We start from the raw sequence: 24,200 nt of genomic DNA, 5'->3' as shown, positions 1-24,200 counted from the left end.
CCGTCGCGTCGGCGAGGGTCAGGAATGACGGGCGGCGACTCCGGTGGTCGGTGGTTCGTACGGGCTCCTACGGCCTCGCCGGTGGCCGCCGGAGGCTAGCGGTGGTCGCTGCCCTCCGACTGCGTCGCCGCCCGGCCCGCTTCCAGCCGCGCCACCGGGATGCGGAACGGAGAGCAGGAGACGTAGTCGAGCCCCACCTCGTGGAAGAAGTGGACCGACTCCGGGTCGCCGCCGTGCTCGCCGCAGACGCCGAGCTTGAGGTCGGGGCGGGTGGCGCGGCCGGCCCGGGCCGCGGACTGCACCAGGGAGCCGACGCCGTCCTTGTCGATGGTCTCGAACGGCGAGACTCCGAAGATGCCCTTCTCCAGGTACGCCGTGAAGAACGAAGCCTCCACGTCGTCGCGGCTGAAGCCCCAGACCGTCTGGGTCAGGTCGTTCGTGCCGAAGGAGAAGAACTCCGCGGCCTCAGCGATCTGGCCCGCCGTCAACGCGGCGCGCGGCAGCTCGATCATCGTGCCGATCGCCAGCTTCAGCTGCGTGCCCGTCGCCTCCTGGACCTCCGCGATGACCTGGTCGGCCTCCTCGCGGACGATCTCCAGCTCCTGGACGGTGCCCACGAGCGGGATCATGATCTCGGCGCGCGGGTCGCCCTTCGCGGCCTTCCGCTCGGCCGCCGCCTCGGCGATCGCCCGGACCTGCATGGTGAACAGACCCGGGATGACCAGGCCCAGGCGTACGCCCCGCAGGCCCAGCATCGGGTTCTGCTCGTGGAGCCGGTGGACCGCCTGGAGCAGGCGGAGTTCGTTCTCGTGGGGCTCCTGGCGGGACTCCGCCAGGGCGACACGGACGGAGAGTTCCGTGATGTCCGGGAGGAACTCGTGCAGCGGCGGGTCGAGCAGGCGGATGGTGACCGGGAGGCCGTCCATCGCCTCGAAGAGTTCGACGAAGTCCTGCTTCTGGAGCGGGAGGAGCTGCTTCAGGGACTCCTCGCGGTCCGTCTCCGTGTCCGCCAGGATCAGGCGTTCCACCAGCTCGCGGCGGTCGCCGAGGAACATGTGTTCCGTACGGCACAGGCCGATGCCCTGGGCGCCGAAGCGGCGGGCGCGCAGCGCGTCCTCGGCGTTGTCCGCGTTGGCGCGGACGCGCAGCCGGCGCTTGCGGTCGGCGAAGGCCATGATGCGGTGGACCGCCTCCACCAGCTCGTCGGCGTCGTCGGCGCCCGCGTGCATCCGGCCCTCGAAGTACTCGACCACCGGGGACGGGACGACCGGGACCTCGCCCAGGTAGACCTTGCCCGTCGAGCCGTCGATCGAGATGACGTCGCCCTCTTCGACGACGCGTCCGCCCGGCACCGTCATGCAGCGGCGCTTGGTGTCGACCTCCAGCTCCTCCGCGCCGCACACGCAGGTCTTGCCCATACCGCGGGCCACCACGGCCGCGTGGGAGGTCTTGCCGCCGCGCGAGGTGAGGATGCCCTCGGCGGCGATCATGCCGTCCAGGTCGTCGGGGTTGGTCTCCCGGCGGACCAGGATGACCTTCTCGCCGGAGCGGGACCACTTCACGGCGGTGTACGAGTCGAAGACCGCCTTGCCGACCGCCGCGCCCGGAGAGGCCGCGATGCCCCGGCCGACCTGTTCCGTCCTCGCCTCCTCGTCGAAGCGCGGGAACATCAGCTGGGCGAGCTGGGCGCCGTTGACGCGCTGGAGCGCCTCGGTCTCGTCGATCAGGCCCTGGTCCACGAGCTGCGTGGCGATGCGGAAGGCCGCACCCGCCGTGCGCTTGCCGACGCGGGTCTGGAGCATCCAGAGCTGCCCGCGCTCGATGGTGAACTCGATGTCGCAGAGATCCTTGTAGTGGTTCTCCAGGGTCTCCATGATCTGCATGAGCTGGTCGTACGACTTCTTGTCGATCGACTCCAGGTCCGCGAGCGGGACGGTGTTGCGGATGCCCGCCACCACGTCCTCGCCCTGCGCGTTCTGGAGGTAGTCGCCGTACACGCCCTGGTGGCCGGAGGCGGGGTCGCGGGTGAACGCCACGCCCGTGCCCGAGTCCGGGCCGAGGTTGCCGAAGACCATCGAGCAGACGTTGACGGCCGTGCCGAGGTCGTGCGGGATGCGTTCCTGGCGGCGGTAGAGCTTGGCACGGTCGCCGTTCCAGGAGTCGAAGACCGCCTTGATGGCGAGGTTCATCTGCTCGCGCGGGTCCTGCGGGAAGTCGCGCCCGGCCTCGGTCTTGACGATCTTCTTGAAGCGGGTGACCAGCTTCTTCAGGTCCGCGGCCTCCAGCTCGGTGTCGACCGTGACCTTCTTGGCCTCCTTGGCCTTCTCCAGCGCGTCCTCGAAGAGGTCGCCGTCGACGCCGAGGACGGTCTTGCCGAACATCTGGATGAGGCGGCGGTAGGAGTCCCACGCGAAGCGCTCGTCGCCGGCCTGCTGCGCGAGGCCCTGGACCGACTTGTCGGAGAGGCCGATGTTCAGGACGGTGTCCATCATGCCCGGCATGGAGAACTTCGCCCCGGAACGGACGGACACGAGGAGGGGGTTGTCCGCCTGGCCGAGCTTCTTGCCCATCCTCTCCTCGAGCGCGGTGAGGTGCTCGCTCACCTCGTCACGGAGTGCCACCGGCTCCTCGCCGCTGTCGAGGTAGACCTTGCAGGCCTCGGTGGTGATGGTGAAGCCGGGAGGGACCGGGAGGCCGAGGTTGGTCATCTCGGCGAGGTTGGCGCCCTTGCCACCGAGCAGGTCCTTGAGGTCTTTGTTGCCCTCGGTGAAGTCGTAAACGAACTTCACGTCCTCAACGCTCTGAGCCGTCCGGCCTACGAGAGGATCTTTGTTTTCCGACACGGGTCCCAACTCCTTGAGGACGCGGTGGCTGCCCTGACGGCGAGGAACATACCCAGATCGAAGGCACCTGGGTACGTCCACTTGTGCGTCATGCGCCCGTAACCCGTCGTCAGCCAGCAGATCGAAAGTCAAGGCTTGGCAAGGGGATGGGTCGTTGTGCGTTCAACTCTTGAACGAATCTACCCTCGTAGACCTCGGCGGATGCTCACATGAGCGTCAATTCACACGATTGAGTTCGGCCGATGAACAATCAAGGGGTGGCACTGAGTGCCACCCCTTGAAAACCCGGACATACCCAAGATCTGCTCATCTGAGCGCCACCCCTATCAGGGGTGGCGCAAATCACGCCGTCGAGAGGAGCCGGATTTCACCATGCGGACCAGGTGACAGCCCCTGACACAGAGCGAAACACGCCTGTCACAGGGGCGGGTCACAGGGACACCCGCACGGACACCCTTACTCAGACCCCCAGCGCCGCCAGCCGCTCCTCGGCCCGCTCCGGCCCGTACAGGTGCTCCACGACCAGCGCCCCCGCCCCCACCAGCGCCGCCCGCTCGCCCAGCCGCGCGGTCACCACCTCCAGGTGCGCGGTGGAACGGGGCAGCGCCCGCTGGTACAGCAACTCCCGTACGCCCGTGAGGAAGGGGGTTCCGGCCAAATCTCCGGCGATCATGAGCACGCCGGGGTTCAGGAGGGTCACCACCGTCGCGAGGACCTCCCCCACGCGGCGCCCGGCCTCCCGCGCCAGCGCCGCCGCCTCGGGATGGCCGGCCGTCAGCAGGTCGCGGACGTCCGAGCCGGAGGCCGCTGGCACCCCCGCCCCGGCCAGCCGGCGCGCCACGGCACCGCCGCTCGCGACGGCGGCCAGACAGCCGTACGCACCGCATCTGCACAGCGCGTCGGAGCCGTCCGGGACGCGGATGTGGCCTATGTCCCCGGCGCCCCCGTCGATCCCCCGGTAGATCGTCCCGCCGACGACGACGCCCGCCCCGATGCCGGTCGACACCTTGACCAGGGCGAAGGCCGTGCAGTCCGGGTATCCGGCGCGCTGCTCGCCGTACGCCATGAGGTTGGCGTCGTTGTCGACGAGGACGGGGGTGTCCGCGCTGCCGTCCGCGTGCTCGGCGAACGCGCGGGCCAGGCGCACCCTTATGTCGTAGCCGTCCCAGCCCGGCATGATCGGCGGCTGGACGACCCGGCCGGTGTCCGTGTCCACCGGGCCGGGCACGGCCAGCCCGATGCCGCACACCGCGTCGGCCCGCCGGCCCGTCTTCTCCAGCAGCGCGGCGAACCAGCGGCCGAGCCGGTCCAGTACGGCGTCGGGGCCGTCCTCGACGGCCAGCGGGCCCGAGTGCTCGGCCTGGATCTCGCCGGTGAGGGAGAGCACGGCGGCGCGGGCGTGCCGGGTGTCGAGGTCGGCGGCGAGGACGACGGCGTGGTCGTCGTCGAACTCGAGGGTGATCGAGGGGCGTCCGCCGAGCGGGGAGTCCACCGGTCCCCCGGCGCCCTCGCGCAGCCAGCCCGCCCGGAAGAGGCGGTCCAGGCGCTGGCCGACCGTGGCCCGGGACAGTCCCGTGGCCTGCTGGAGCGCACCGCGCGTGGTGGCCCGTCCACTGCGGACCAGGGCGAGCAGATCCCCGGCGCCGGCGTGTCCACCCGCCTTCGCGACCTTTCCGCTCATGTACACCCCCTTGCACTTCCCAACTCTGCATTACATATTGGGTTTTGCGTGTTAACTAGACGTAACTCTATGGTAGCCGCGACCGAACCGGCCGGATCGATGCCCTCGGGGAGCCCTGTGTGGACCGCACCACCCAGCTGACCGCCCGTCGTACGGCCCGCACGGGCCCCGCTCCCGCGGCCGACGTATACGAACCGGCCGAACCGGCCGAACCGGCCGAACCGACCGGACCGGCCGGATCGCTGCGCGCGAGAGCCGCCGGGGTCCTGGAGTCCAACTGGACGGGGACGTCCACGGTGCCGTCGCGCGGCCTGTACCCGCACCAGTGGTCCTGGGACTCGGCGTTCATCGCCATCGGGCTGCGCCGTCTGTCGCCGTCACGGGCGCAGACGGAGCTGGAGACGCTGCTCGCCGCGCAGTGGGGCGACGGCCGGATCCCGCACATCGTCTTCAACCCCTCCGTGCCGCTCGACGCCTACTTCCCGAGCCCCGACTTCTGGCGCTCCTCGGCCGCCGGACGCGCCGCGGGCGCCCCGCGCACCGTACAGACCTCGGGCATCGTGCAGCCACCGGTGCACGCGCTCGCCGCGTGGCTGGTCCACCGGGCCGATCCCGGCCTGTCGCGGGCGCGCGGCTTCCTGGCCCGGGTGTACCCGAAGCTGGCCGCCTGGCACCGCTATCTGCTGCACCGCCGCGACCTGGGCGGCGGCGGGCTCGCGTCCGTGGTGCACCCGTGGGAGCAGGGCATGGACAACTCCCCCTGCTGGGACGCCCCGCTGTCGCGCGTCGCCCCGGCCCCCGCCCGCTCCTTCCGCCGCGCCGACCTGGCCCACGGCGCCGCCGGGGACCGGCCGACCGATCTGGACTACCAGCGGTACGTGCGGCTGGCGGCGGAGTACCGGGACCGGTCGTACGGGGACGAGGCGAGCGGCGGCTTCGCCGTGGAGGACCCCGCCTTCAACGCCCTGCTGATCGCCTCCGAGCACGCGCTGGCCCGGATCGCGCGGGAGCTCGGCGCCACGGGCACGGCCCGCCGTACGCGTGCGGAGCGGCTGACGGCGGTGCTGGTGGACCGGCTGTGGGACCCGGCGGAGGGGATGTTCCTCTGCCGCGACGTGTACGGGGCGGGGCGGTCGGGCCGCCTCCTCCCCGAGCGGAGCGTCTCCGGGCTGGTCCCCCTCCTGCTGCCGGATCTGCCGCGCTCCGTCACCCGCGCCCTGGTCCGTACGGCGTGCGGGCCGCGTTTCGGACTCGGAGGGCCGGCGCGTCTCGTCCCCAGCTACGACCTCACCGGGGCCTCCTTCGACCGGCACCGTTACTGGCGGGGACCGGCCTGGTTCAACACGGCCTGGCTGCTGGAGCGCGGGCTGCGGCGGCACGGTGAGCGGGCGCGGGCCGACGCGCTGCGGGCCGACTTCCTGCGCACGGCCGCGGCGTCCGGGTTCGCGGAGTACGTGGACCCGTACACCGGCGCGGCCCGCGGGGCGGCCGGCTTCGGCTGGACCGCCGCGCTCACGCTCGACCTGCTGCACCACGACGGCAGTGACCACAGCACTCACCACAGCAGTGACAGGGGAGGGAACCGGGGATGACGGACCGGCATCATCTGCTCGTGCGCGGCGGAACGTTCCTGGCCGTGGGGGACCGCGGGGACATCAGCGGGGTGCACGGCGGCACCTCCCCGGACGGGCTGTTCGTCCGGGACGCCCGGCACCTCAGCCGCTGGCAGCTCACGGTGGACGGCGCCCTCCCGGAGGCGCTGACGCCGGTCACCGACGGCGACACCGCGCGCTGTGTGCTCGTGCCGCGCGGCGGCCGCCAGGAACCGCCCGCGTACACGCTCTTCCGGGAACAGGCCGTCGCGGACGGCGCGCTGGTGGAGTCGCTGCGGGTGACGAGCAACCGCCCGGTGCCCACGACAGTCCGGATCGCGCTGACCGCGGACGCCGACTTCGCGGACCAGTTCGAGCTCCGCTCCGACCACCGCACGTACACCAAGACCGGCGCCGTGCGGTCCCGCCGGGTCCTGGACGACGGTGTGGAGTTCGGCTACCGGCGCGGCGAGTGGCTGTCCCGTACGACCGTCACGGCCGATCCCGCGCCGGAGGGGGTGGAGGAGACGGGCACGGGCGCCCGGCGGCTCGTCTGGGCCCTGGACCTGGAGCCGCACGGATCGGCCGAGCTGTCCCTGCGGGTCGCCGCGCGGCCGCACGGCACGAGCGGCACCGCCGAAGGCCGCGCCGTGCCGACGTCACCGGCCGCCGCGCGCGAGCAACTGCTGGCACTCGAGGCGGAGTTCACCGACGGCGTGCCCTTCCCGACGGCGTGGCCGGAGCTCGCGGCGGCCTGTGCGCGCGGTCTCGCGGATCTTGCCGTGCTCCAGGTCCCCGCGACCGGCCCGGACGGCGAGGAACTGCGCGTCCCGGCAGCCGGAGCCCCCTGGTTCCTCACCCTGCTCGGCCGCGACGCGCTGCTGACCTCCCTCTTCGCGCTCCCCTACCGTCCGGACCTCGCGGCCGCCACACTCCCCGCCCTCGCCGCCACCCAGGCGACCGAGACCGGTACGGGCGTCGTGGCACAGCCGGGGAAGATCGTGCACGAGGTGCGCCACGGGGAGCTGGCCCACTTCGGGCAGGTGCCGTACGGGCGCTACTACGGCTCGGTGGACGCCACCCCGCTCTTCCTGGTCCTGCTCGGCGCGTACGTGGAGCACACCGGCGACGCGGCGCTGGCCCGCCGTCTCGAACCGCACGCGCGCGCGGCGATCGGCTGGATGCTGGACCACGGCGGCCTCACCTCGCGGGGCTACCTCGTCTACCGCGCGGACCGGGGCGGCCTCGCCAACCAGAACTGGAAGGACTCCCCGGGCGCCATCTGCTCGGCGGACGGCGCGCGCCCCACCGGGCCCGTGATGGCGGCGGGCGCCCAGGGCTACGCGTACGACGCGCTGCGCCGCACCGCCCAGCTGGCCCGCACGGTGTGGGCGGACGAGGTGTACGCGGCGCTGCTGGAGCAGGCCGCGGGCGATCTCCGCGACCGCTTCCAGCGGGACTTCTGGATGGCGGAGCAGTCGTTCCCCGCGCTGGCCCTGGACGGCGAGGGCCGTCCCGTGGACGCCCTCGCCTCCGACGCGGGCCATCTGCTGTGGTCGGGCCTGCTGGACAAGGAGTACGGGGAACTGGTCGGCCGGCGGCTGCTGGAGCCCGACTTCTTCTCCGGCTGGGGCGTGCGCACCCTGGCCGCCGGGCAGGCGGCGTACCACCCGCTGTCGTACCACCGCGGTTCGGTCTGGCCCCACGACAACGCGCTCATCGCGCTCGGCCTCGCCCGCTACGGCCTGCACGACGAGGCCCGCGCGGTCGCGCACGGCCTGGTGGACGCGGCGGCGGCGACGGGCCACCGGCTGCCGGAGGTGCTCGCCGGGTACGACCGGGCCGGGCATCCGGAGCCGGTGCCGTATCCGCACGCCTGCGTACGGGAGTCCCGGTCGGCGGCGGCTCCGCTGGCGCTGCTGACGGCCGTGGGAGGCGCCTGAGCGGCCGGGGAGCTCTCAGCCGCCGGAGGTGTCCAGCTCCGCGTCCTCGCTCACGCCCGCGCAGTCGTACGGGTCCTTCAGCCAGCCGTCCGGGAGGACCACCCGGTTGTTGCCGGAAGTGCGGCCGCGCGGGCCGTCGGCGCCCGTCGGCCAGGGCTGGTCGAGGTCCAGCTCGTCGAGGCCGGAGCGCAGCTCCTCCAGCGAGGACGTGATCGCGAGGCGCTTGCGCATCTCCGAGCCGACCGCGAAGCCCTTGAGGTACCAGGCCACGTGCTTGCGGAAGTCGATGACGCCGCGCGCCTCGTCGCCGATCCACTCGCCGAGGAGCGTGGCGTGGCGGACCATGACGTCGGCCACCTCGCGCAGCGTCGGGCGCGCGAACCCGTCGTGACGGCCCTCGAAGGCGGCAACCAGGTCCGCGAACAGCCACGGGCGGCCCAGGCAGCCGCGGCCCACGACCACACCGTCGCAGCCGGTCTCGCGGACCATGCGCAGGGCGTCCTCGGCCGACCAGATGTCGCCGTTGCCGAGGACGGGGATCTCCGGCACGTGCTCCTTCAGGCGGGCGATGGCGTCCCAGTCGGCCGTGCCGCCGTAGTGCTGGGCCGTCGTCCGGCCGTGCAGCGCGATGGCGGTCACGCCCTCCTCGACGGCGATCCGGCCGGCGTCGAGGTAGGTGAGGTGGTCGTCGTCGATGCCCTTGCGCATCTTCATGGTGACGGGCAGGTCACCGGCCCCGGACACGGCCTCGCGCAGGATCGCGCGGAGCAGGTTCCGCTTGTACGGGAGGGCCGAGCCGCCGCCCTTCCGCGTCACCTTGGGGACCGGGCAGCCGAAGTTCAGGTCGATGTGGTCGGCGAGGTCCTCGTCCACGATCATGCGGACGGCCTTGCCGACGGTCGCCGGGTCCACGCCGTACAGCTGGATCGAGCGCGGCTTCTCGCTCGCGTCGAACTTGATCAGCTGCATGGTCTTCTCGTTGCGCTCGACCAGCGCCCGGGTCGTGATCATCTCGCTCACGAACAGGCCCTTGCCCCCGCTGAACTCGCGGCACAGCGTGCGGAACGGCGCGTTCGTGATCCCGGCCATGGGGGCGAGCACGACGGGCGGCCGGACGGTGTGCGGGCCGATGCTGAGGGGGGAGAAGGACGTGGGCATTCCCCCATTGTCGCCCATGCCGACTGCTCGCACCGGTACCCGGTGTATTGGTCATTAGTTAGGCGCACTACTTAAGCTGGCCTACGATGGAACACATGCCCGAGCTCAGCCACCGCCGACGTCTGCTGGTGCTCGCGATCTGCTGCATGAGCCTGCTGATCGTGAGCCTCGACAACACCGTCCTGAACGTCGCCCTGCCGGCGATGGAGCGCGACCTGGACGCGAGCGTCTCGGGTCTGCAGTGGACGATCGACGCGTACACCCTCGTCCTCGCCTCGCTGCTGATGCTCGCGGGCTCGACGGCCGACCGGATCGGCCGCAAGCGCGTCTTCATGGCGGGCCTGGTGGTCTTCACGATCGGCTCGGTGCTCTGCTCCCTCGCCCCGGACCTGAACTGGCTCGTCGCCTTCCGCATGGTGCAGGCGGTCGGCGGCTCGATGCTGAACCCGGTCGCCATGTCGATCATCACCAACACCTTCACGGACCCGCGTGAGCGCGCCCGCGCGATCGGTGTGTGGGGCGCGGTGGTGGGCATCTCCATGGCGGCCGGCCCGCTGGTCGGCGGGCTGCTCGTGGAGTCCGTCGGCTGGCGCTCGATCTTCTGGATCAACCTGCCGGTGGGCCTGGCGGCGCTGCTGCTCACCCTGCGCTTCGTCCCCGAGTCCCGCGCACCGAAGGCCCGCCGCCCCGACCCCGTCGGGCAGCTCCTGGTGATCGTGCTGTTCGGCTCCCTGACGTACGCGATCATCGAGGCGCCGCACGCGGGCGCCGGCACGGTCCTGCCGTTCGGCGCGGTCGCCCTGGCCGCCCTGCTGGGCCTGCTGTGGTACGAGCGACGCCGCACCGAACCCCTCATCGACCTGCGCTTCTTCCGCTCGGCACCGTTCAGCGGGGCGACGGTGATCGCGGTCAGCGCGTTCGCGGCGCTCGGCGGCTTCCTCTTCATGTCCACCCTGTACCTGCAGAACGTGCGCGGCCTGAATGCCCTGGAGGCGGGCCTGTGGATGCTGCCGATGGCGTTCATGACCTTCGCCTGCGCGCCCCTTTCCGGCCGTCTCGTCGGCAGCCGGGGCCCGCGCCTCCCGCTGCTGGTCGCCGGGTGCGCGATGACGATGAGCGGGCTGCTGTTCGCGGTCTTCGAGGCCGAGACGCGGAACGCCACCCTCTTCATCGGGTACGTCCTGTTCGGCATCGGCTTCGGCTTCGTCAACGCCCCCATCACCAACACCGCCGTCTCCGGCATGCCCCGCGCGCAGTCCGGGGTCGCCGCCGCGGTCGCCTCCACCAGCCGCCAGCTCGGCCAGACGCTGGGCGTCGCGGTGATCGGCGCGGTGCTGGCGGCGGGGGTGAGCTCGTCGTCGTACGCGGACTCCTTCGTGTCCGCCGCCCGGCCCGGCTGGTGGATCCTCACCGGCTGCGGCCTCGCCGTACTGGCCGTGGGCGCGCTCACCACCGGCCCCTGGGCGCGCCGCACGGCCGAGCGGACGGCGGAGCGTCTGGAGAGCCCGGAGATCCGGAAAGCGGCGGGCGTACGGCGCTGAGCGGACGCGTAGACGGGATGTCGCAAAAGTACGCCTGATATTCAGGCAAACCGACCCTCTCCCTCTGGCGTGACGCATGGGGCCTGCGTCACGCTGTGGCATATGACGCAGGCATCTGATCGCATAACCGCATCCACCGACGCCGCATCCACCGACACCGCGCCCGCCGACGACGGCGCGAATCCGCTGCACCGGCTCTCCCTGGGCCAGTTGCGGCGCCGCACGAGCATGAAGTGGCGGACCTACCCGGAGGACGTCCTCCCCCTGTGGGTGGCCGAGATGGACGTCCCGCTGGCCGAGCCGGTCGCGCGGGCGATCACCGAGGCGGTCGCGCTGGGCGACACCGGCTACCCGGCCGGGACGGCGTACGCGGAGGCGCTCGCCGAGTTCGCCCGCAAGCGGTGGGACTGGGACGGCTTAACGGTGAGACGCACGGCGATCGTGCCCGATGTGATGCTGGGCGTGGTGGAGATGCTCAAGCTGGTCTCCGGGCCGGGCGATCCCGTCGTGGTCAACTCGCCTGTGTATCCACCCTTCTACCAGTTCGTCCGCCACATGGGACGTCCCGTGATCGAGGCCCCGCTGGACCCGAAGGGGCGGATCGACTTCATAGCGCTGGAGGGCGCCTTCATGCGGGCCGCCCGGGGCGCGAGCCGGAACACCGGCCGGCCGGCGTACCTGCTGTGCAGCCCGCACAACCCGACCGGGACCGTGCACACCGCCGACGAGCTGACCCGGGCCGCGCGGCTGGCGCGGGCGTACGGCCTGCGTGTCGTGGCGGACGAGATCCACGCCCCGCTGGTGTCGGAGAGCGCGTCGTTCGTGCCGTATCTGAGCGTGCCCGGCGGCGAGAACGGGCTGTCCCTGATGTCGGCGTCCAAGGGGTGGAACCTGGCCGGGCTGAAGGCCGCCGTCGCGATCGCCGGGCCCGCCGCGGCCGACGATCTGGCCCGGCTGCCCGAGGAGGTGGGCCACGGCCCCAGCCACCTCGGCGTGATCGCCCACACCGCGGCCCTGCGGGACGGCGGCGACTGGCTCGACGCCGTGCTCTCCGGCCTGGACGACAACCGCCGGCTGCTGGCCGGTCTCCTCGCCGAGTACCTCCCCGCGGTGCGCTACACCCCCGCGGAGGCCACCTACCTGGCGTGGCTCGACTGCCGGGAGCTCGGCCTCGGCGACGACCCGGCGGACGTCTTCCTCCGGCGCGGCCGGGTCGCCCTGAACTCCGGGCAGGACTTCGGCACGGGCGGGGCGGGGTTCGTCCGGCTGAACCTGGCGACGTCCCCGGACCTGATCACCGAGGCGGTCCTGCGGATGGCGGCCGCGGTCGCCAACGGGCCACACTGAGGAACCGTGCCACAGACGAACAGGAGCAAGGTCAGCCGCTGGGACCAGCACGGGCGCCTGCACACCGTCCACGTACGCCGCTCGGGAGTGCAGCGCACGCTCAGCTGCGACACGTGCGGCTGGCACCGGGGCGCGCAGTTCCTGCCGTGGCTGAAGGCGGAGGAACACCTCGCCGAGGCTCATCAGGCGACGGTTGACCCCACGGCGGCGTGACCGGTGGGCCGGCCCGGCGGCGTGACCGAGGGCCGGCCCGGCGGCGCAGAGCGCGGCGCGCGTCAGGCCGGCCCGTCGAGCGCGGCGGCGACCTGGTCCATCACCCGCTGCCAGTGGGCGCGTCGCCGCTCGCGTTCCGCTGCGCTCGCCAACCGCTCCTGGTGGAAACGGAGCCGGGTCCGGTCGCCCGGGGCGGCCCGGAGGGCGACCTGGACGGTGGTGGTGCCGTGAGTGACCCGGATGCGGTCTCCCGGACGGTAGCCGCGCACCTCGCCGCCCACGCCTCCGGCGGTCCCGTACGGCGCTCCGCGCTCCGGTTCGAGCACGGCGCCGGGTCCGAGCCAGAGAGCGAGGCCGTCCGCTCCGCTGATGAAGTCCCATACGGCGTCCGGCGGATGGGGCAGCGTACGGGAGACCCCGATCTGCCAGCCGGCGTCCTTGGTGAGTCCGGTGGTCACGACGGTCACCCTTCCCCTTCCTCGGGTTTCTCTTCGCTCCGGCGCGCACGCAGGGCCCGCACCTTGTGGCGGTTGCCGCAGTGCTCCATCGAGCACCATCGGCGGCGGCCGGGCCGGGAGACATCGGCATAGACGAGGTAACAGCGCTCGCCGGCGCACATGCGGACGCGTTCCGCGTACGGCCCGGTGAGCAGGTCGACGGCGTCGCGGGCGACGGTGGAGAGCAGCTGGGCCCCGGTCGCCGGCCCGGCCCAGGCCCGCTCCTCCGCCTCCCCGATCACGGGGACCAGGGGCGGCCGGGCGGCCGCTTCGTTGAGGACGTCGAGGTCCGCCCGGGTGCCGGCCGGCACCCCGAACTCGGGCAGTCCCCCGCACGTCCGCGCGACGACGGTACGGAACAGTGCGTCGCGCACCCGCCGGGCCAGGTCGACGTCCGGCTCGGTGAGCCGCAGCACGGGTGTGGGCGTGATCCTTGAGCGCTCGGCCCAGGCGGCCAGGTCCCCGGGCTCCTGGAGGATCTCGTACCGGCCGAAGGCGCCGGGTCCGCCCGTGGTGAGCAGTTCGAGACAGAGCGCCCCGGCATCGAAGTGATAGGCGTTGCCCGCTGCGGAGCGCATGACGATTCCCGGCACGACCACCACCCTGATTCCGCTGAACCCGTGGACGACGAACTCTTGTAACCAATATAACTGGTTACATGACGGCACTGAACTGGAAACTGGTCATCGACACCCGCGACGCCCTCGCCCTGGCGGACTTCTGGGCCGCCGCGCTGGAGTACGCGGTGGAGGACCAGACGGCACTGATCGACCACCTGCTCACGGCGGGCGACCTCCCCGAGGCGGCGGTCACCGAACACCACGGCCGCCGCGCCTTCCGCGGCTACGCGGCCGTCCGGCACCCCGAAGACCCGTACGACCCCTTCACCGGCATCGGCAAGGGCCGCCGCCTGCTCTTCCAGGACGTCCCCGAGCCGAAGACGGTGAAGAACCGCCTGCACATCGACGTCCACGCCGCCCCGGGCGAACGCGACAAGACGGTGGCCCGCCTGGAGACGCTCGGCGCCACCCGCGTGGAGGAGATGGACAAGGGACCGGCGGGCCACTGGTGGCTGATGCGGGACCCGGAGGGCAACGAGTTCTGCGTGTCCTAGGGACATCGGAATAGCCGTACCGGGCAAGGGAGTTGCTCCTGTCATGACTCAACGCCCGGGCCCCCGCGTCCTGTCCGACGAAGCCCTGTCCGCCCTCATCGGCGAGCAGCGCTTCGGCACCCTCGCCACGGTCAAGCGCAGTGGCCACCCCCACCTGACCACCATGCTCTACAGCTGGGACCCCGAGGCCCGCGTCGTGCGGTTCTTCACCACGGCGGACCGCGTCAAGGTCAAGCACCTGCGGCGCGAGCCGCGCGCGGCCCTCCACGTCCCCGGCGACGACGTGTGGTCCTTCGCCGTCGCCGAGGGCGAGGCCGAGATCTCCGGGATCACGACGGTCCCCGGTGACGAGGTCGGGCAGGAGGTGCTGGCGATGCTGCCGGAGGACATGCGCCCGGAGGACGAGAACGCGTTCCTGGAGCAGCTGGTCGCCGAACGCCGGGTGGTGATCCGGCTGAAGGTGGACCGGCTGTACGGGACGGCGCTCGACGTCGACGGTTAGACAGGCTCCTCCCGCTCGCGCCACCGCCCGCCTCAGCCGATGGTGACGACACGCGCCCAGGACGGCGGGGTGTCCGGAACGTAGTCGGGGTCCTCCTCGTCCACGGCACGGGCGGGGCGGGGGAAGAGACCGACGACGGTACGGCAGGGCGGCTGCGCGGAGGGCCACGGCGTCTGACCGTCCGTCAGGGCCACGATCACGTCCGGGCGGGGCCCGGAGCGGAGCGCCCGGGCGAAACCGGAGCGCAGGTCCGTTCCCCCGCCGCCGACCAGCTCGATGTTCTCGGCCCGGCAGAGCGGGACGGCGACCCCGGCCGCCGCGTCGCAGGAGATCACCGAGATCAGGTCACGCCGCCCGCCCACGGCCCGCGAGATCGCCGCCACCTCCAGCAGCGCACTGCCCAGCTCGGCGTCGCTCACCGACCCGGAGGTGTCGATCACGACGCAGACCCGGGGCGGCGTACGGCGCAGGCTCGGCAGCAGCACTCCCGGGACACCGGCCGAACGCCGGGACGGACGCCGGTAGCTGTGGTTCTCGCCCACCCCCGGCGCACCCGCCGCCGAGCGGACCGCCGCCCCCAGCAACTGCTTCCACGGCTGCGGCGGATGGAACGCCTCGTCCGCCCAACGGCGCCACCCCTCCGGCGCGTCGCCCGGCCGGCCCTTGATCCCCTCCGCGACCCGGAAGCGGACCGCGTCCCGCTGCTGCCGGCTCAGCCCGTGTGCCCGGTCGGGCCCCAGCTCCCACGGCCGGTGCTGTCCGTCGGCGCCGCTGCCGCAGTCCAGCCAGGCCAGGTCGGCGGTGAGCCCGGACATCGACGCCGTGCGCAGGTACTCCTCCATCAGGAGCCCCTCGGGCAGCCGCAGCAGCGAGGGCAGCACCGCCCCCGCGGGCAGGGGCAGGCCGTCACCGTAGATGTCGTCGTTGATCTCGAAGTCGGCGGCGATGTTCCGCCGCAGCCTCTCGCCCGGCCCGTGCTCCCCGTGCTCCCGCGCATACCGCTCGCCCCGCCCGTGGTGGTCCCGGAGCAGATGGGAGACCTCGTGCACCCAGACGCCCGCCAGTTCCTCCACCGGGGTGCGCGCCACGAAGCCGGGCGACACGTAGCAGCGCCAGTGCGCGTCCACCGCCATCGTCGGCACCGACCGGTCCTCCACCACGTGCAGCGCGAAGAGCGCGGCGGCCAGGTAGGGACGGACCTTCACCGCGTGCAGCCGGGCGGCCAGCAACTTCTCCAGGTCGAGCGGCAGTCCGGGTGGGCCGGTCGGCCCGCCGGAGCCGGCCGGCCCACCAGAGCCGACCGGCTCACCGGAGCCGGCCGGCGGCCCCGGCACGGTGGCCCGCACCGGGCGCGGCGGCGCGGGCCGGGACATCGGGCGCGGCACCGGATGCGGCAACGGGTGCGGCAACGGGTGCGGTCCCGGGCGTTTCGCGACCCCCGTCATCGGCGTCCCCCCGTCGCACGCCCGGCGTCGGCCGCCGCCGCGGCCCGCTCCGCCGACCGCTCCACCGACCGGTCCGCCCGCCGAGCCACCCCCACGACCCCGGCCAGCCGCTCCACCGCCTCCGGTACCTCCCAGTCGTCGCGCCGCAACCCGGCCAGCGCCGCCGCCGGGGCGACCAGCAGGTCCGGGGCGCCGGTCTCCAGTGCCCGGACCAGCACCGCCCAGCCCGCCTCCCACCGTGCGCGCTCCGGCCGCGCCCCCACGGCGGCCACCACCGCCTCCAGCGCCGCCTGCCGCAGATCGCCCCGCACCGGCAGCTCGGCGGTGGGCGGATCGGCCAGCAACGACTCCGGGTCCGGCAGGTCCATCCGGTCCAGGTGGGCGAGGAGTTCGAGCCCCGGTCCGTCCCCCACCGCGCCCCGCACCAGCAGCGCCAGCACCTCCCGGGAGACGTCGGCCGCCGTGCCGAAGGCCAGCAGGGTCAAGGCGGCCTCCCAGCTCCGGGGCGAGGGCCAGGCACCGCCGCGCCGCGTCTCGGTGCTCGGCAGCCGGTGGATCAGCGTCGGCCGGGCCTCCAGGAAGCCGCAGACCGCTCGCCGGGCGAAGGCCACCGCCTCCGCCAGCCGTTCCGGCTGCAGCCGGGGCAGTTCCGCCCGGGGCCAGACCCCGCCCAGCCCGCGCACCACTACCTCCCGGTCGTGCACCCAGTACAGATGCACGAACCGGTTGGCCAGCGGCGGGCTCAGCTCCCATCCGTCCGCCGCCGACGCGCGCGGATTGGCGGCGGCCACGATCCGTACCCCCGGGGGCAGGTGCAGCGCACCGACCTTCCGCTCCAGGACGACCCGGAGCAGCGCGGCCTGGACGGCCGGGGTGGCGGTGGAGAGCTCGTCCAGGAAGAGCAGCCCCCGCCCGGCCCGTACGAGCTCCACGGCCCATTGCGGCGGAGCCATCGGTACCCCCTGCACCGCCGGGTCGTCCCCCACGACGGGCAGCCCGGAGAAGTCGGACGGCTCATGGACGCTGGCGATCACGGTCGTCAGCGGCAGGTCGAGGGAGGCGGCGAGCTGTGTCAGGGCCGCGGTCTTTCCGATGCCCGGCTCGCCCCAGAGCAGCACGGGCAGGTCCGCCGCGACGGCAAGGGTGAGCGCTTCGAGCTGCTCGTCGGGGCGCGGCTCGGTGGTGGTCGTCCGCAGGAGGGTCAGGAGGTCGTCGGCGAGAGCGAGCCGGGTGCCGGTCACGGATGCGCCGGCGGGGGTGGGTGCGGGCTGGTCGGCGGCCGGGGCCGGGGAGGGGAGGAGGGTGCTGGAGGTCATGGGCATCACCTGGGGGTGGGAGAAGGGAGAGGACGGTCTGTCCGGATGTCGTGGGGCGTGCGGCGCCGACGCACAGCGCGGGAAGGGGACCGGGTACTCCGGCGGAGGCAGCCGGTCAGCCGGTCAGGAGGTCAGGAGGTCAGGAGGTCAAGCTGGTGCGGGGCCGGGCCCGGCTGCTCCGCTTGCGGCGGATCGAGGGAGGCGTACGGCGGTCGAGCCGGGGACGGTGGCCCGTCTCCGCCGGCCTCACGCCTGAGGCGTCCCCGCCCCCTGCGGCACCGGTCCTGGTACCGGCACCGGGGTGCACCGCGACCAGACCCGAGCGGAAGAGCCCGTGGTCGATGCGGCGGGCCGCGGCCGACTCCAGTTCCTCCCGGAGCGGTCCGTCACGCAGGACCGCGCCGGGCCCGAGCAGCCCCTCGACCACGGCCAGTGCCCCGGCGACGTCACCGTGGCCGAGCCGTTCCCGGACCGCGGGAAGTTCCGCCGGGTCGCGGTGCACCGCGTCGATCGCCCGCAGGCAGGGCAGCGCGGGACCGCCGAGCGCCACCAGCAGGTCCTCCCGCCGCAGCTCGGCCGGGTCGTGATCGATCGCCGTCAGCACCCCGTCCCGCAGCGCGATCCGGTGGACCTCGCCCCGGCACTCCACTCGGTGCGGATCGCCCGGACCGTGGGCGGGACCGGCCGCCATCGGTGCCGAGCCGGGCGCAGCCACCGGACCCGCGGCCGTCACCGATCCGGAGACCGCCACCGGTCCGAAGCCCGTCAGCGCCGCGGCGACGAGCGGATGCAGCCGCTCGGCCGTGACCAGCCCGGTCCGCAGCAGTTCCAGGTCCGGGAGGACCCGGGCCGCCGCCTCCGGCAGCACCGGAAGCGCCGCGACCTCCTGCGGCGGCAGCGCCTCCCGCAGCTGCCGATACGCCGGGACGTGACTGTCATCGGGCCCGACGAGTTCGAGCACTGCGCGGTTCCGCGCGCCGAGCCGCACGGTGAAGGCCCCGCGAGGGCGCCGTCCCTCGGCCCGCAGCAGCAACTCCGCCTCGGCGGCCCAACACGCCACTGCCCAGGGGGAGTCGTGGCGGGTGGGCCGGTCGGGCGGCGCCATGGACGGTGGGCCGCCGGCACCGCACCGCCGCGCCAGTTCGCCGCTCCGTCCGGCGTCCCAGAGATGCCGGTGCAGATCGAGCCGGAAACGCCGGTCGGGATGCGGATGCGGATGGCGTGCGGGAGCACGGTCCCCGGACCCGTCCCACAGGGCCAGGGACATCCGCTGCCCGGCGTCCGCCCAGGCCGGCGGTGTGCGCACCACCAGGTGCGCCGTCGTGGCGCCGTAATCCCGGTAACGGGCCAGGGAGACGGTGAGGCCGGGCCGGAGCCGCCCGTCCGGGGCGATCCGAGGCATGTGCCAGCGGAGCAGATCCGGTGCCAGTCGGCGCAGATCCGAGCGGATACGGGTGACGAGTTCGGTGCCGTGGCGGTCGCGCACGGCGCGCAGATCGAGATCGACGTCGATCCGGGCGGCGGCGCAGGCCCCCGCCCAGTCACCGGCCGCACGCCGTGCGGTCGCGGTCTCGATCATGGACGGTGGCACGGCGTACTCACGCACGCGCTGCCACATCAACAGATGGGCCGGAATCCGGTTCGCGAGGTGATACGCCATCAGCGCTCACCTTGCACGAACGATTCCCCCAATCCACACGAGGAGAAGTTCATCATCCCGCGCATCCTAACCAGCACGATGACGATCTGTCAGCCCGCCGTCCCGCGGGCTCAGGCCCGCAGCCCCCGCAGCACCAGCTCCACCACCGCGTCGAACTCCGTCTCGATCCCGGGCTGTTCCCAGTCGCGGGCGTAACACGGGTCGTGGAAGCGGCCGGTGGCGTCGAAGAGGGCGCGGGCCGTGGTCGCAGGGGCGGCGGAGGTGAAGACGCCACGCCCGACGCCGTCCTGGACGATCTCCGTCAGCTGGCCGGTCAGATCGGCGATGTGCCGGTCGACCACCGCGCTGTTCTCACCGATCAGCACCATGTACGTGGCGAAGAGCTCGGGATCGTCGCCCGCCTTGTGGCGCTTGGCCGTGAACAGGGCCGTGAACCAGTCCCGCAGCCGCGCCTCCGGGTCGCGGTCCCCGGCGGCGATGCCGGAGAGGGACGCCGACGTACGGTCCAGCCACCGTTCGGTGACGGCCTCCCGCAGCGCGGCCTTGGTCCGGAAGTGCCGGTACACGCTCCCGTGGCTGACCCCGAGCGCCCGGGCCACGTCCACGACGGTGGCCTTCGCCGGGCCGTGGCGGCGCAGCACCTCCTCGGTGGCCTCGAGGATGCGCGCGGCGGTGAGGGTCTCGGAGGTGGGTGCCATGGGCAAGACCGTACCCGGCCGGTTCCGGTCGCCGGCGGTCAGCGTTCGCTGTCCAGGTGGGCCATCTGCGCCTCCGGGTAGCGCTCGCCCGCCGCGGCACCCTCCGGGACCGCCTCCTCGATCGCCTTCAGCTCGGCCTCCTCCAGCGTGACGTCGAGCGCGCCCAGCGCCTCCGTCAGCCGGTCCCGGCGGCGGGCGCCCACCAGCGGCACGATGTCCTCGCCCCGGGACAGCACCCAGGCGATCGCGATCTGGGCCACCGTCACGCCCTTGTCGTCGGCGATCTTCCGCAGCGCCTCGACCAGGTTCAGGTTGTGCCGCAGGTTCTCGCCCTGGAAGCGGGGCGAGTGGGCGCGGAAGTCGCCCGCGGCCAGCTGCCGGTCGGCCGTGAAGTGGCCCGAGATCAGGCCGCGCGACAGCACGCCGTACGCGGTGATGCCGATGCCCAGCTCGCGCGTGGTCGGCAGGATGTCCCGCTCGATGCCGCGGGAGATGAGCGAGTACTCGATCTGGAGGTCGGAGACCGGTGCCGTGGCGGCCGCGCGCCGGACGGTCTCGGCCCCGGCCTCGCTCAGGCCGATGTGCCGTACGTACCCCTTCTCCACCAGCTCCGCGATGGCGCCGACGGTCTCCTCGATCGGCACATCGGGGTCGACGCGGGCGATCCGGTAGACGTCGATGTGGTCGACGCCGAGGCGCTGGAGCGAGTACGCGGCGAAGTTCCGCACCGCGGCCGGGCGGCCGTCGTACCCCGACCAGCCGCCGTCCGGGTCGCGCAGTGCGCCGAACTTCACGCTGACCAGCGCCTGCTCGCGCCGCGCCGCCGGGGCGGAGCGCAGCGCCTCGCCGATCAGCATCTCGTTGTGGCCCATGCCGTAGAAGTCGCCGGTGTCGAGCAGGGTCACGCCCGCTTCGAGCGCGGCGTGGATCGTGGCGACGGACTCGGCCCGGTCCGCCTCTCCGTACAGCGCGGACATACCCATGCAGCCGAGGCCGAGGGCGGAGACGCGGGGGCCGGTGTTGCCGAGGGAGACGGTGCGCATGCGGACTCCTTGGGTTGTCGTGATCCGTGGGGACGGGCCCCGCGGAGGACGTGTACCCAGCCTGGCATGACAGCTGACAGATTTCAATATCTGTCAGCTGTCACACGTTCATCCCCCGGAAGCGGAAACCGGGCCCCGGAAGCAGAGACCGGCAGCAAAAAACCGGGTGGGCCGGAAGGATCCGGCCCACCCGGTGGGCATGTACGCGTTCAGCGGAGCGTTCAGCAGCCGATCAGCCGGCTCGCCAGGTAGCCCTCGATCTGGTCCAGCGACACCCGCTCCTGCTTCATCGAGTCACGCTCGCGCACCGTCACCGCGTTGTCGTCCAGCGTGTCGAAGTCGACCGTCACGCAGAACGGCGTGCCGATCTCGTCCTGGCGGCGGTAGCGGCGGCCGATGGCGCCGGCGTCGTCGAACTCGACGTTCCAGTGCTGGCGCAGCGCCTGGGCGAGGCCCTTGGCCTTCGGGGACAGCTCCGCGTTGCGGGACAGCGGCAGCACCGCGACCTTCACCGGGGACAGGCGCGGGTCGAGGCGCAGGACCGTACGCTTCTCCATCTTGCCCTTGGCGTTGGGCGCCTCGTCCTCGACGTAGGCGTCGAGGAGGAAGGCCAGCAGGCTGCGGCCGACACCGGCCGCGGGCTCGATGACGTAGGGGGTCCAGTGCTCGCCGGCCTCCTGGTCGAAGTAGGAGAGGTCCTGGCCGGAGGCCTTGGAGTGGGCGCTCAGGTCGTAGTCGGTGCGGTTGGCGACGCCCTCGAGCTCGCCCCACTCACTGCCGCCGAACTGGAAGCGGTACTCGATGTCCGCGGTGCGCTTGGAGTAGTGGGAGAGCTTCTCCTTGGGGTGCTCGTACCAGCGCATGTTCTCTTCACGCAGACCCAGGCCGGTGTACCAGTTCCAGCGCTGCTCCATCCAGTACTCCTGCCACTTCTCGTCCTCGCCCGGCTTGACGAAGAACTCCATCTCCATCTGCTCGAACTCGCGGGTGCGGAAGATGAAGTTGCCGGGCGTGATCTCGTTGCGGAAGGACTTGCCCATCTGCGCGATGCCGAACGGGGGCTTCTTGCGCGCGGCGCCCTGCACCAGGGCGAAGTTGGTGAAGATGCCCTGCGCGGTCTCGGGACGCAGGTACGCGACGGAGCCGCTGTCCTGGGTCGGGCCGAGGTGCGTGGAGAGCAGGCCCGAGAACTGCTTGGGCTCGGTGAAGGTGCCCTTGTTGCCACAGTTGGGGCAGGCCAGGTCGGCGAGGCCGTTCTCCGGGGCGCGGCCCTTCTTCTCCTCGTACGCCTCCTCCAGGTGGTCCGCGCGGAACCGCTTGTGGCAGGAGGTGCACTCGGTCAGCGGGTCGGTGAAGGTGGCGACGTGACCGGAGGCGACCCACACCTCGGGGGCCAGGATCACGGACGAGTCGATACCGACGACGTCCTCGCGCGAGGTCACCATGTAGCGCCACCACTGGCGCTTGAGGTTCTCCTTGAGCTCGACACCCAGCGGTCCGTAGTCCCAGGCGGCGCGCTGACCGCCGTAGATCTCGCTGCACGGGAATACGAAGCCACGGCGCTTGCTCAGGCTGACGATGGTGTCGATCTTGTCGGCGGCCACGGTGCTCTCTTCATTACGACGACGGGCGACGAAGCGACCACTTCCGGGCGATCAGGGCGATCCGCGACGGTCGGAACCGCCGCTCCAGGCCGCCTCGGAGCGTTGCTTCAGAGCGAATGCTTCAGGTTACCGGCGGAGGCTCCCCTGCAATCAAATCGGTACCCGGGACGACTCTTTGTTGACAACGGTTTCCATATTTGTTGAAAATGGGTGTCATGAACGGCATACGACTTCGTCGACGACCCCTGATCACCGGCACCGCGGTCGCGGCGGCCACCGCCCTCGGCATCGGCGCCCTCTCGGCCTGCTCCTCCGACTCGAGCGCCGCACAGGGCAACACCGACAAGTTCGACGTCGTCGCGTCGTTCTACCCGCTCCAGTACCTCGCCGAGGAGATCGGCGGGGACCACGTGAACGTGACCACCCTGACCGAGCCCGGCCAGGAGCCGCACGACCTGGAGCTCAGCACCAAGCAGACCGCCGGGCTGGGCGAGGCGGACGCGGTGCTGTACCTCAAGAGCCTCCAGCCCGCCGTCGACGAGGCCGTCGCGCAGTCCGGCGTCAAGGACAAGATCGACGCGGCCACGCTGACCACGCTGGAGGACCACGGCGACGTCTCGCACGACCACGCGCACGAGGGCGAGGAGCACGCGGAGGAGGAGCACTCCGAGGAGGAGGAGAGCGGCCTCGACCCGCACGTCTGGCTCGACCCCGTGAAGTACGCCGAGATCGCCCAGGGCGTCGCCAAGGCCTTCGAGAAGGCCGACCCGGACAACGCCGCGGACTACAAGAAGAACGCCGAGGACCTGGCCGGCCGGCTCGACGCGCTGAACACCGCGTACGAGGACGGCCTGAAGAACACCGAGACCAAGGTCTTCTTCACCAACCACGCCTCCTTCACCTACCTCGCCGAGCGCTACGGCCTGACCGCGGAGGCCATCAACGGTCTCGACCCGGAGAGCGAGCCCAGCCCCGCCCGGATCAAGGAGCTCCAGGAGGAGGCCAAGGCGGACGGCGTGACCACGGTGTTCTACGAGACACTGGTATCGGACAAGACCGCGAAGACCCTCGCCAAGGACGCGGGCCTGAAGACCGACGTCCTCGACCCGCTCGAGGGCATCACCGACAAGTCCAAGGGCGAGAACTACATCGAGGTCATGGAGTCCAACCTCAAGGCGCTGCAGACCGCCCTCGGCGCCAAGTGAGCCGAACGACCGTTCTGGAGGCACCTGTGAGCGAGCCCGTCATATCCCTGCGCGGCGTCCGCGCCGAACTGGGCTCGCGCCCCGTCCTGCGCGGCATCGACCTCACCGTGAACCGCGGTGAGGTCGTCGCGCTGCTCGGCGCGAACGGCTCCGGCAAGTCGACGGCCGTACGCAGCGTCATCGGACAGGTACCGGTCGCCTCCGGCGAGATCGAGCTCTTCGGCACCCCCCGGGCCCGCTTCCGGGACTGGAAGCGCGTCGGGTACGTCCCCCAGCGCACGACGGCCGCGGGCGGCGTGCCCGCCACGGTGACGGAGGTCGTCTCCTCCGGCCGGCTCTCCCGCGCCCGCTTCGGCATGCTGCGCAAGGCCGACCACGAGGCCGTACGCCACGCCCTGGAGCTGGTCGGCATGGCGGACCGCGCCAAGGACTCGGTGAACGCCCTCTCCGGCGGCCAGCACCAGCGCGTCCTGATCGCCCGCGCCCTCGCCTCCGAACCCGACCTGCTGATCATGGACGAGCCCATGGCGGGCGTCGACCTGGCCAGCCAGGAGGTCCTCGCCGCGACCCTGCGCGAAGAGGTCGGCAAGGGCAGGACCGTGCTGCTCGTCCTGCACGAGCTGGGCCCGCTGGAGCCGCTCATCGACCGCGCGGTCGTGCTCCGCGACGGCTGCGTCGTCCACGACGGTCCTCCGCCGAAGGCCGTGGGCCAGCACGCGCTGCCCGGCCACGACCACGTCCACCCGCACGAGGCGGCCGACGCCGCCCCGATCCGCACCGGTCTGCTGAGCTGAGAAG

At 72.4% G+C, this 24,200-nt stretch carries 20 protein-coding genes; 9 read left to right on the top strand and 11 right to left on the bottom strand.

Features of this window, described 5'->3' with window-relative positions:
- Positions 1–95 precede the first annotated feature (95 nt).
- Together ppdK and IE242_RS21655 are read right to left on the bottom strand one after the other, a co-directional pair.
- Positions 96–2,843, bottom strand: a complete 2,748-nt coding sequence (gene ppdK, locus IE242_RS21660) for a pyruvate, phosphate dikinase (RefSeq protein ID WP_373299552.1) — start codon at positions 2,841–2,843, stop codon at positions 96–98.
- A 460-nt stretch (positions 2,844–3,303) separates the two neighbouring features.
- Positions 3,304–4,524, bottom strand: a complete 1,221-nt coding sequence (locus IE242_RS21655) for an ROK family protein (RefSeq protein WP_189861748.1) — start codon at positions 4,522–4,524, stop codon at positions 3,304–3,306.
- 119 nt (positions 4,525–4,643) lie between these two features.
- Between IE242_RS21655 and IE242_RS21650 the strand changes: the two genes are divergently transcribed.
- On the top strand, positions 4,644–6,116 hold the full coding sequence (locus IE242_RS21650; protein ID WP_189861746.1) for an MGH1-like glycoside hydrolase domain-containing protein: 1,473 nt from the start codon (positions 4,644–4,646) through the stop codon (positions 6,114–6,116).
- Positions 6,113–8,059, top strand: coding sequence for an amylo-alpha-1,6-glucosidase (locus IE242_RS21645; protein WP_189861744.1), 1,947 nt, complete (start codon positions 6,113–6,115; stop codon positions 8,057–8,059). Before IE242_RS21650 ends, IE242_RS21645 begins: the two co-directional genes overlap by 4 nt.
- A 15-nt stretch (positions 8,060–8,074) precedes the next feature.
- Here the strand turns inward: IE242_RS21645 and dusB are convergent, their stop codons facing one another.
- On the bottom strand, positions 8,075–9,217 hold the full coding sequence (gene dusB / locus IE242_RS21640; RefSeq protein ID WP_189861742.1) for a tRNA dihydrouridine synthase DusB: 1,143 nt from the start codon (positions 9,215–9,217) through the stop codon (positions 8,075–8,077).
- Positions 9,218–9,312: 95 nt separating this feature from the next.
- On the opposite strand from dusB, the gene IE242_RS21635 reads away from it, so the two are divergent.
- The 3 genes from IE242_RS21635 (at position 9,313) to IE242_RS21625 (ending at position 12,318) form a co-directional block, all read left to right on the top strand.
- Positions 9,313–10,758: an MFS transporter gene (locus IE242_RS21635; protein ID WP_189861740.1), complete on the top strand. Its 1,446-nt coding sequence runs from the start codon at positions 9,313–9,315 to the stop codon at positions 10,756–10,758.
- A gap of 102 nt (positions 10,759–10,860) precedes the next feature.
- The gene (locus tag IE242_RS21630) at positions 10,861–12,105 is read left to right on the top strand and encodes a MalY/PatB family protein (protein ID WP_189861738.1); all 1,245 of its coding nucleotides are present in this window, start codon (positions 10,861–10,863) and stop codon (positions 12,103–12,105) included.
- 6 nt (positions 12,106–12,111) lie between these two features.
- Positions 12,112–12,318, top strand: coding sequence for a hypothetical protein (locus IE242_RS21625; RefSeq protein ID WP_189861736.1), 207 nt, complete (start codon positions 12,112–12,114; stop codon positions 12,316–12,318).
- 62 nt (positions 12,319–12,380) lie between these two features.
- On the opposite strand, the gene IE242_RS21620 is transcribed toward IE242_RS21625, so the two are convergent.
- Positions 12,381–12,776, bottom strand: a complete 396-nt coding sequence (locus IE242_RS21620; RefSeq protein WP_189861826.1) for an SRPBCC family protein — start codon at positions 12,774–12,776, stop codon at positions 12,381–12,383.
- A 5-nt stretch (positions 12,777–12,781) separates the two neighbouring features.
- The gene (locus IE242_RS21615; protein WP_189861734.1) at positions 12,782–13,393 is read right to left on the bottom strand and encodes a CGNR zinc finger domain-containing protein; all 612 of its coding nucleotides are present in this window, start codon (positions 13,391–13,393) and stop codon (positions 12,782–12,784) included.
- A gap of 80 nt (positions 13,394–13,473) precedes the next feature.
- On the opposite strand from IE242_RS21615, the gene IE242_RS21610 reads away from it, so the two are divergent.
- Both IE242_RS21610 and IE242_RS21605 read left to right on the top strand, forming a co-directional pair.
- Positions 13,474–13,929: a VOC family protein gene (locus tag IE242_RS21610; protein WP_189861732.1), complete on the top strand. Its 456-nt coding sequence runs from the start codon at positions 13,474–13,476 to the stop codon at positions 13,927–13,929.
- 43 nt (positions 13,930–13,972) lie between these two features.
- Entirely contained in the window at positions 13,973–14,431 is a 459-nt protein-coding gene (locus IE242_RS21605; protein ID WP_189861730.1) for a pyridoxamine 5'-phosphate oxidase family protein, read from the top strand.
- Between the two features lie 32 nt (positions 14,432–14,463).
- Here the strand turns inward: IE242_RS21605 and IE242_RS21600 are convergent, their stop codons facing one another.
- The 6 genes from IE242_RS21600 to IE242_RS21575 all read right to left on the bottom strand — a co-directional run bounded on the left by IE242_RS21600 (position 14,464) and on the right by IE242_RS21575 (position 22,197).
- Positions 14,464–15,669 carry a vWA domain-containing protein gene (locus IE242_RS21600; protein ID WP_189861825.1) on the bottom strand — a complete coding sequence of 402 codons (1,206 nt, stop codon included), beginning with the start codon at positions 15,667–15,669 and terminating at the stop codon, positions 14,464–14,466.
- Between the two features lie 203 nt (positions 15,670–15,872).
- Positions 15,873–17,192, bottom strand: a complete 1,320-nt coding sequence (locus IE242_RS21595) for an AAA family ATPase (RefSeq protein ID WP_229859223.1) — start codon at positions 17,190–17,192, stop codon at positions 15,873–15,875.
- 139 nt (positions 17,193–17,331) lie between these two features.
- On the bottom strand, positions 17,332–18,852 hold the full coding sequence (locus tag IE242_RS21590; protein ID WP_189861727.1) for a hypothetical protein: 1,521 nt from the start codon (positions 18,850–18,852) through the stop codon (positions 17,332–17,334).
- A 110-nt stretch (positions 18,853–18,962) separates the two neighbouring features.
- Positions 18,963–19,550 carry a TetR/AcrR family transcriptional regulator gene (locus IE242_RS21585; protein ID WP_189861725.1) on the bottom strand — a complete coding sequence of 196 codons (588 nt, stop codon included), beginning with the start codon at positions 19,548–19,550 and terminating at the stop codon, positions 18,963–18,965.
- A gap of 38 nt (positions 19,551–19,588) precedes the next feature.
- A complete protein-coding gene (locus tag IE242_RS21580; protein WP_189861723.1) occupies positions 19,589–20,593 on the bottom strand; it encodes an aldo/keto reductase in 1,005 nt (334 codons plus the stop codon).
- Positions 20,594–20,814: 221 nt separating this feature from the next.
- Positions 20,815–22,197 carry a glycine--tRNA ligase gene (locus IE242_RS21575; protein ID WP_189861721.1) on the bottom strand — a complete coding sequence of 461 codons (1,383 nt, stop codon included), beginning with the start codon at positions 22,195–22,197 and terminating at the stop codon, positions 20,815–20,817.
- Positions 22,198–22,403: 206 nt separating this feature from the next.
- Between IE242_RS21575 and IE242_RS21570 the strand changes: the two genes are divergently transcribed.
- The gene (locus tag IE242_RS21570) at positions 22,404–23,402 is read left to right on the top strand and encodes a zinc ABC transporter substrate-binding protein (RefSeq protein ID WP_189861718.1); all 999 of its coding nucleotides are present in this window, start codon (positions 22,404–22,406) and stop codon (positions 23,400–23,402) included.
- A 26-nt stretch (positions 23,403–23,428) separates the two neighbouring features.
- The gene (locus IE242_RS21565; RefSeq protein ID WP_189861717.1) at positions 23,429–24,196 is read left to right on the top strand and encodes a metal ABC transporter ATP-binding protein; all 768 of its coding nucleotides are present in this window, start codon (positions 23,429–23,431) and stop codon (positions 24,194–24,196) included.
- Positions 24,197–24,200 lie beyond the last annotated feature (4 nt).

Source organism: Streptomyces poonensis, from assembly GCF_014650915.1.
Taxonomy (GTDB): domain Bacteria; phylum Actinomycetota; class Actinomycetes; order Streptomycetales; family Streptomycetaceae; genus Streptomyces; species Streptomyces poonensis.
Note: the sequence above shows the minus strand (reverse complement) of the source record. Positions and strands in the feature narration are given on the sequence as shown.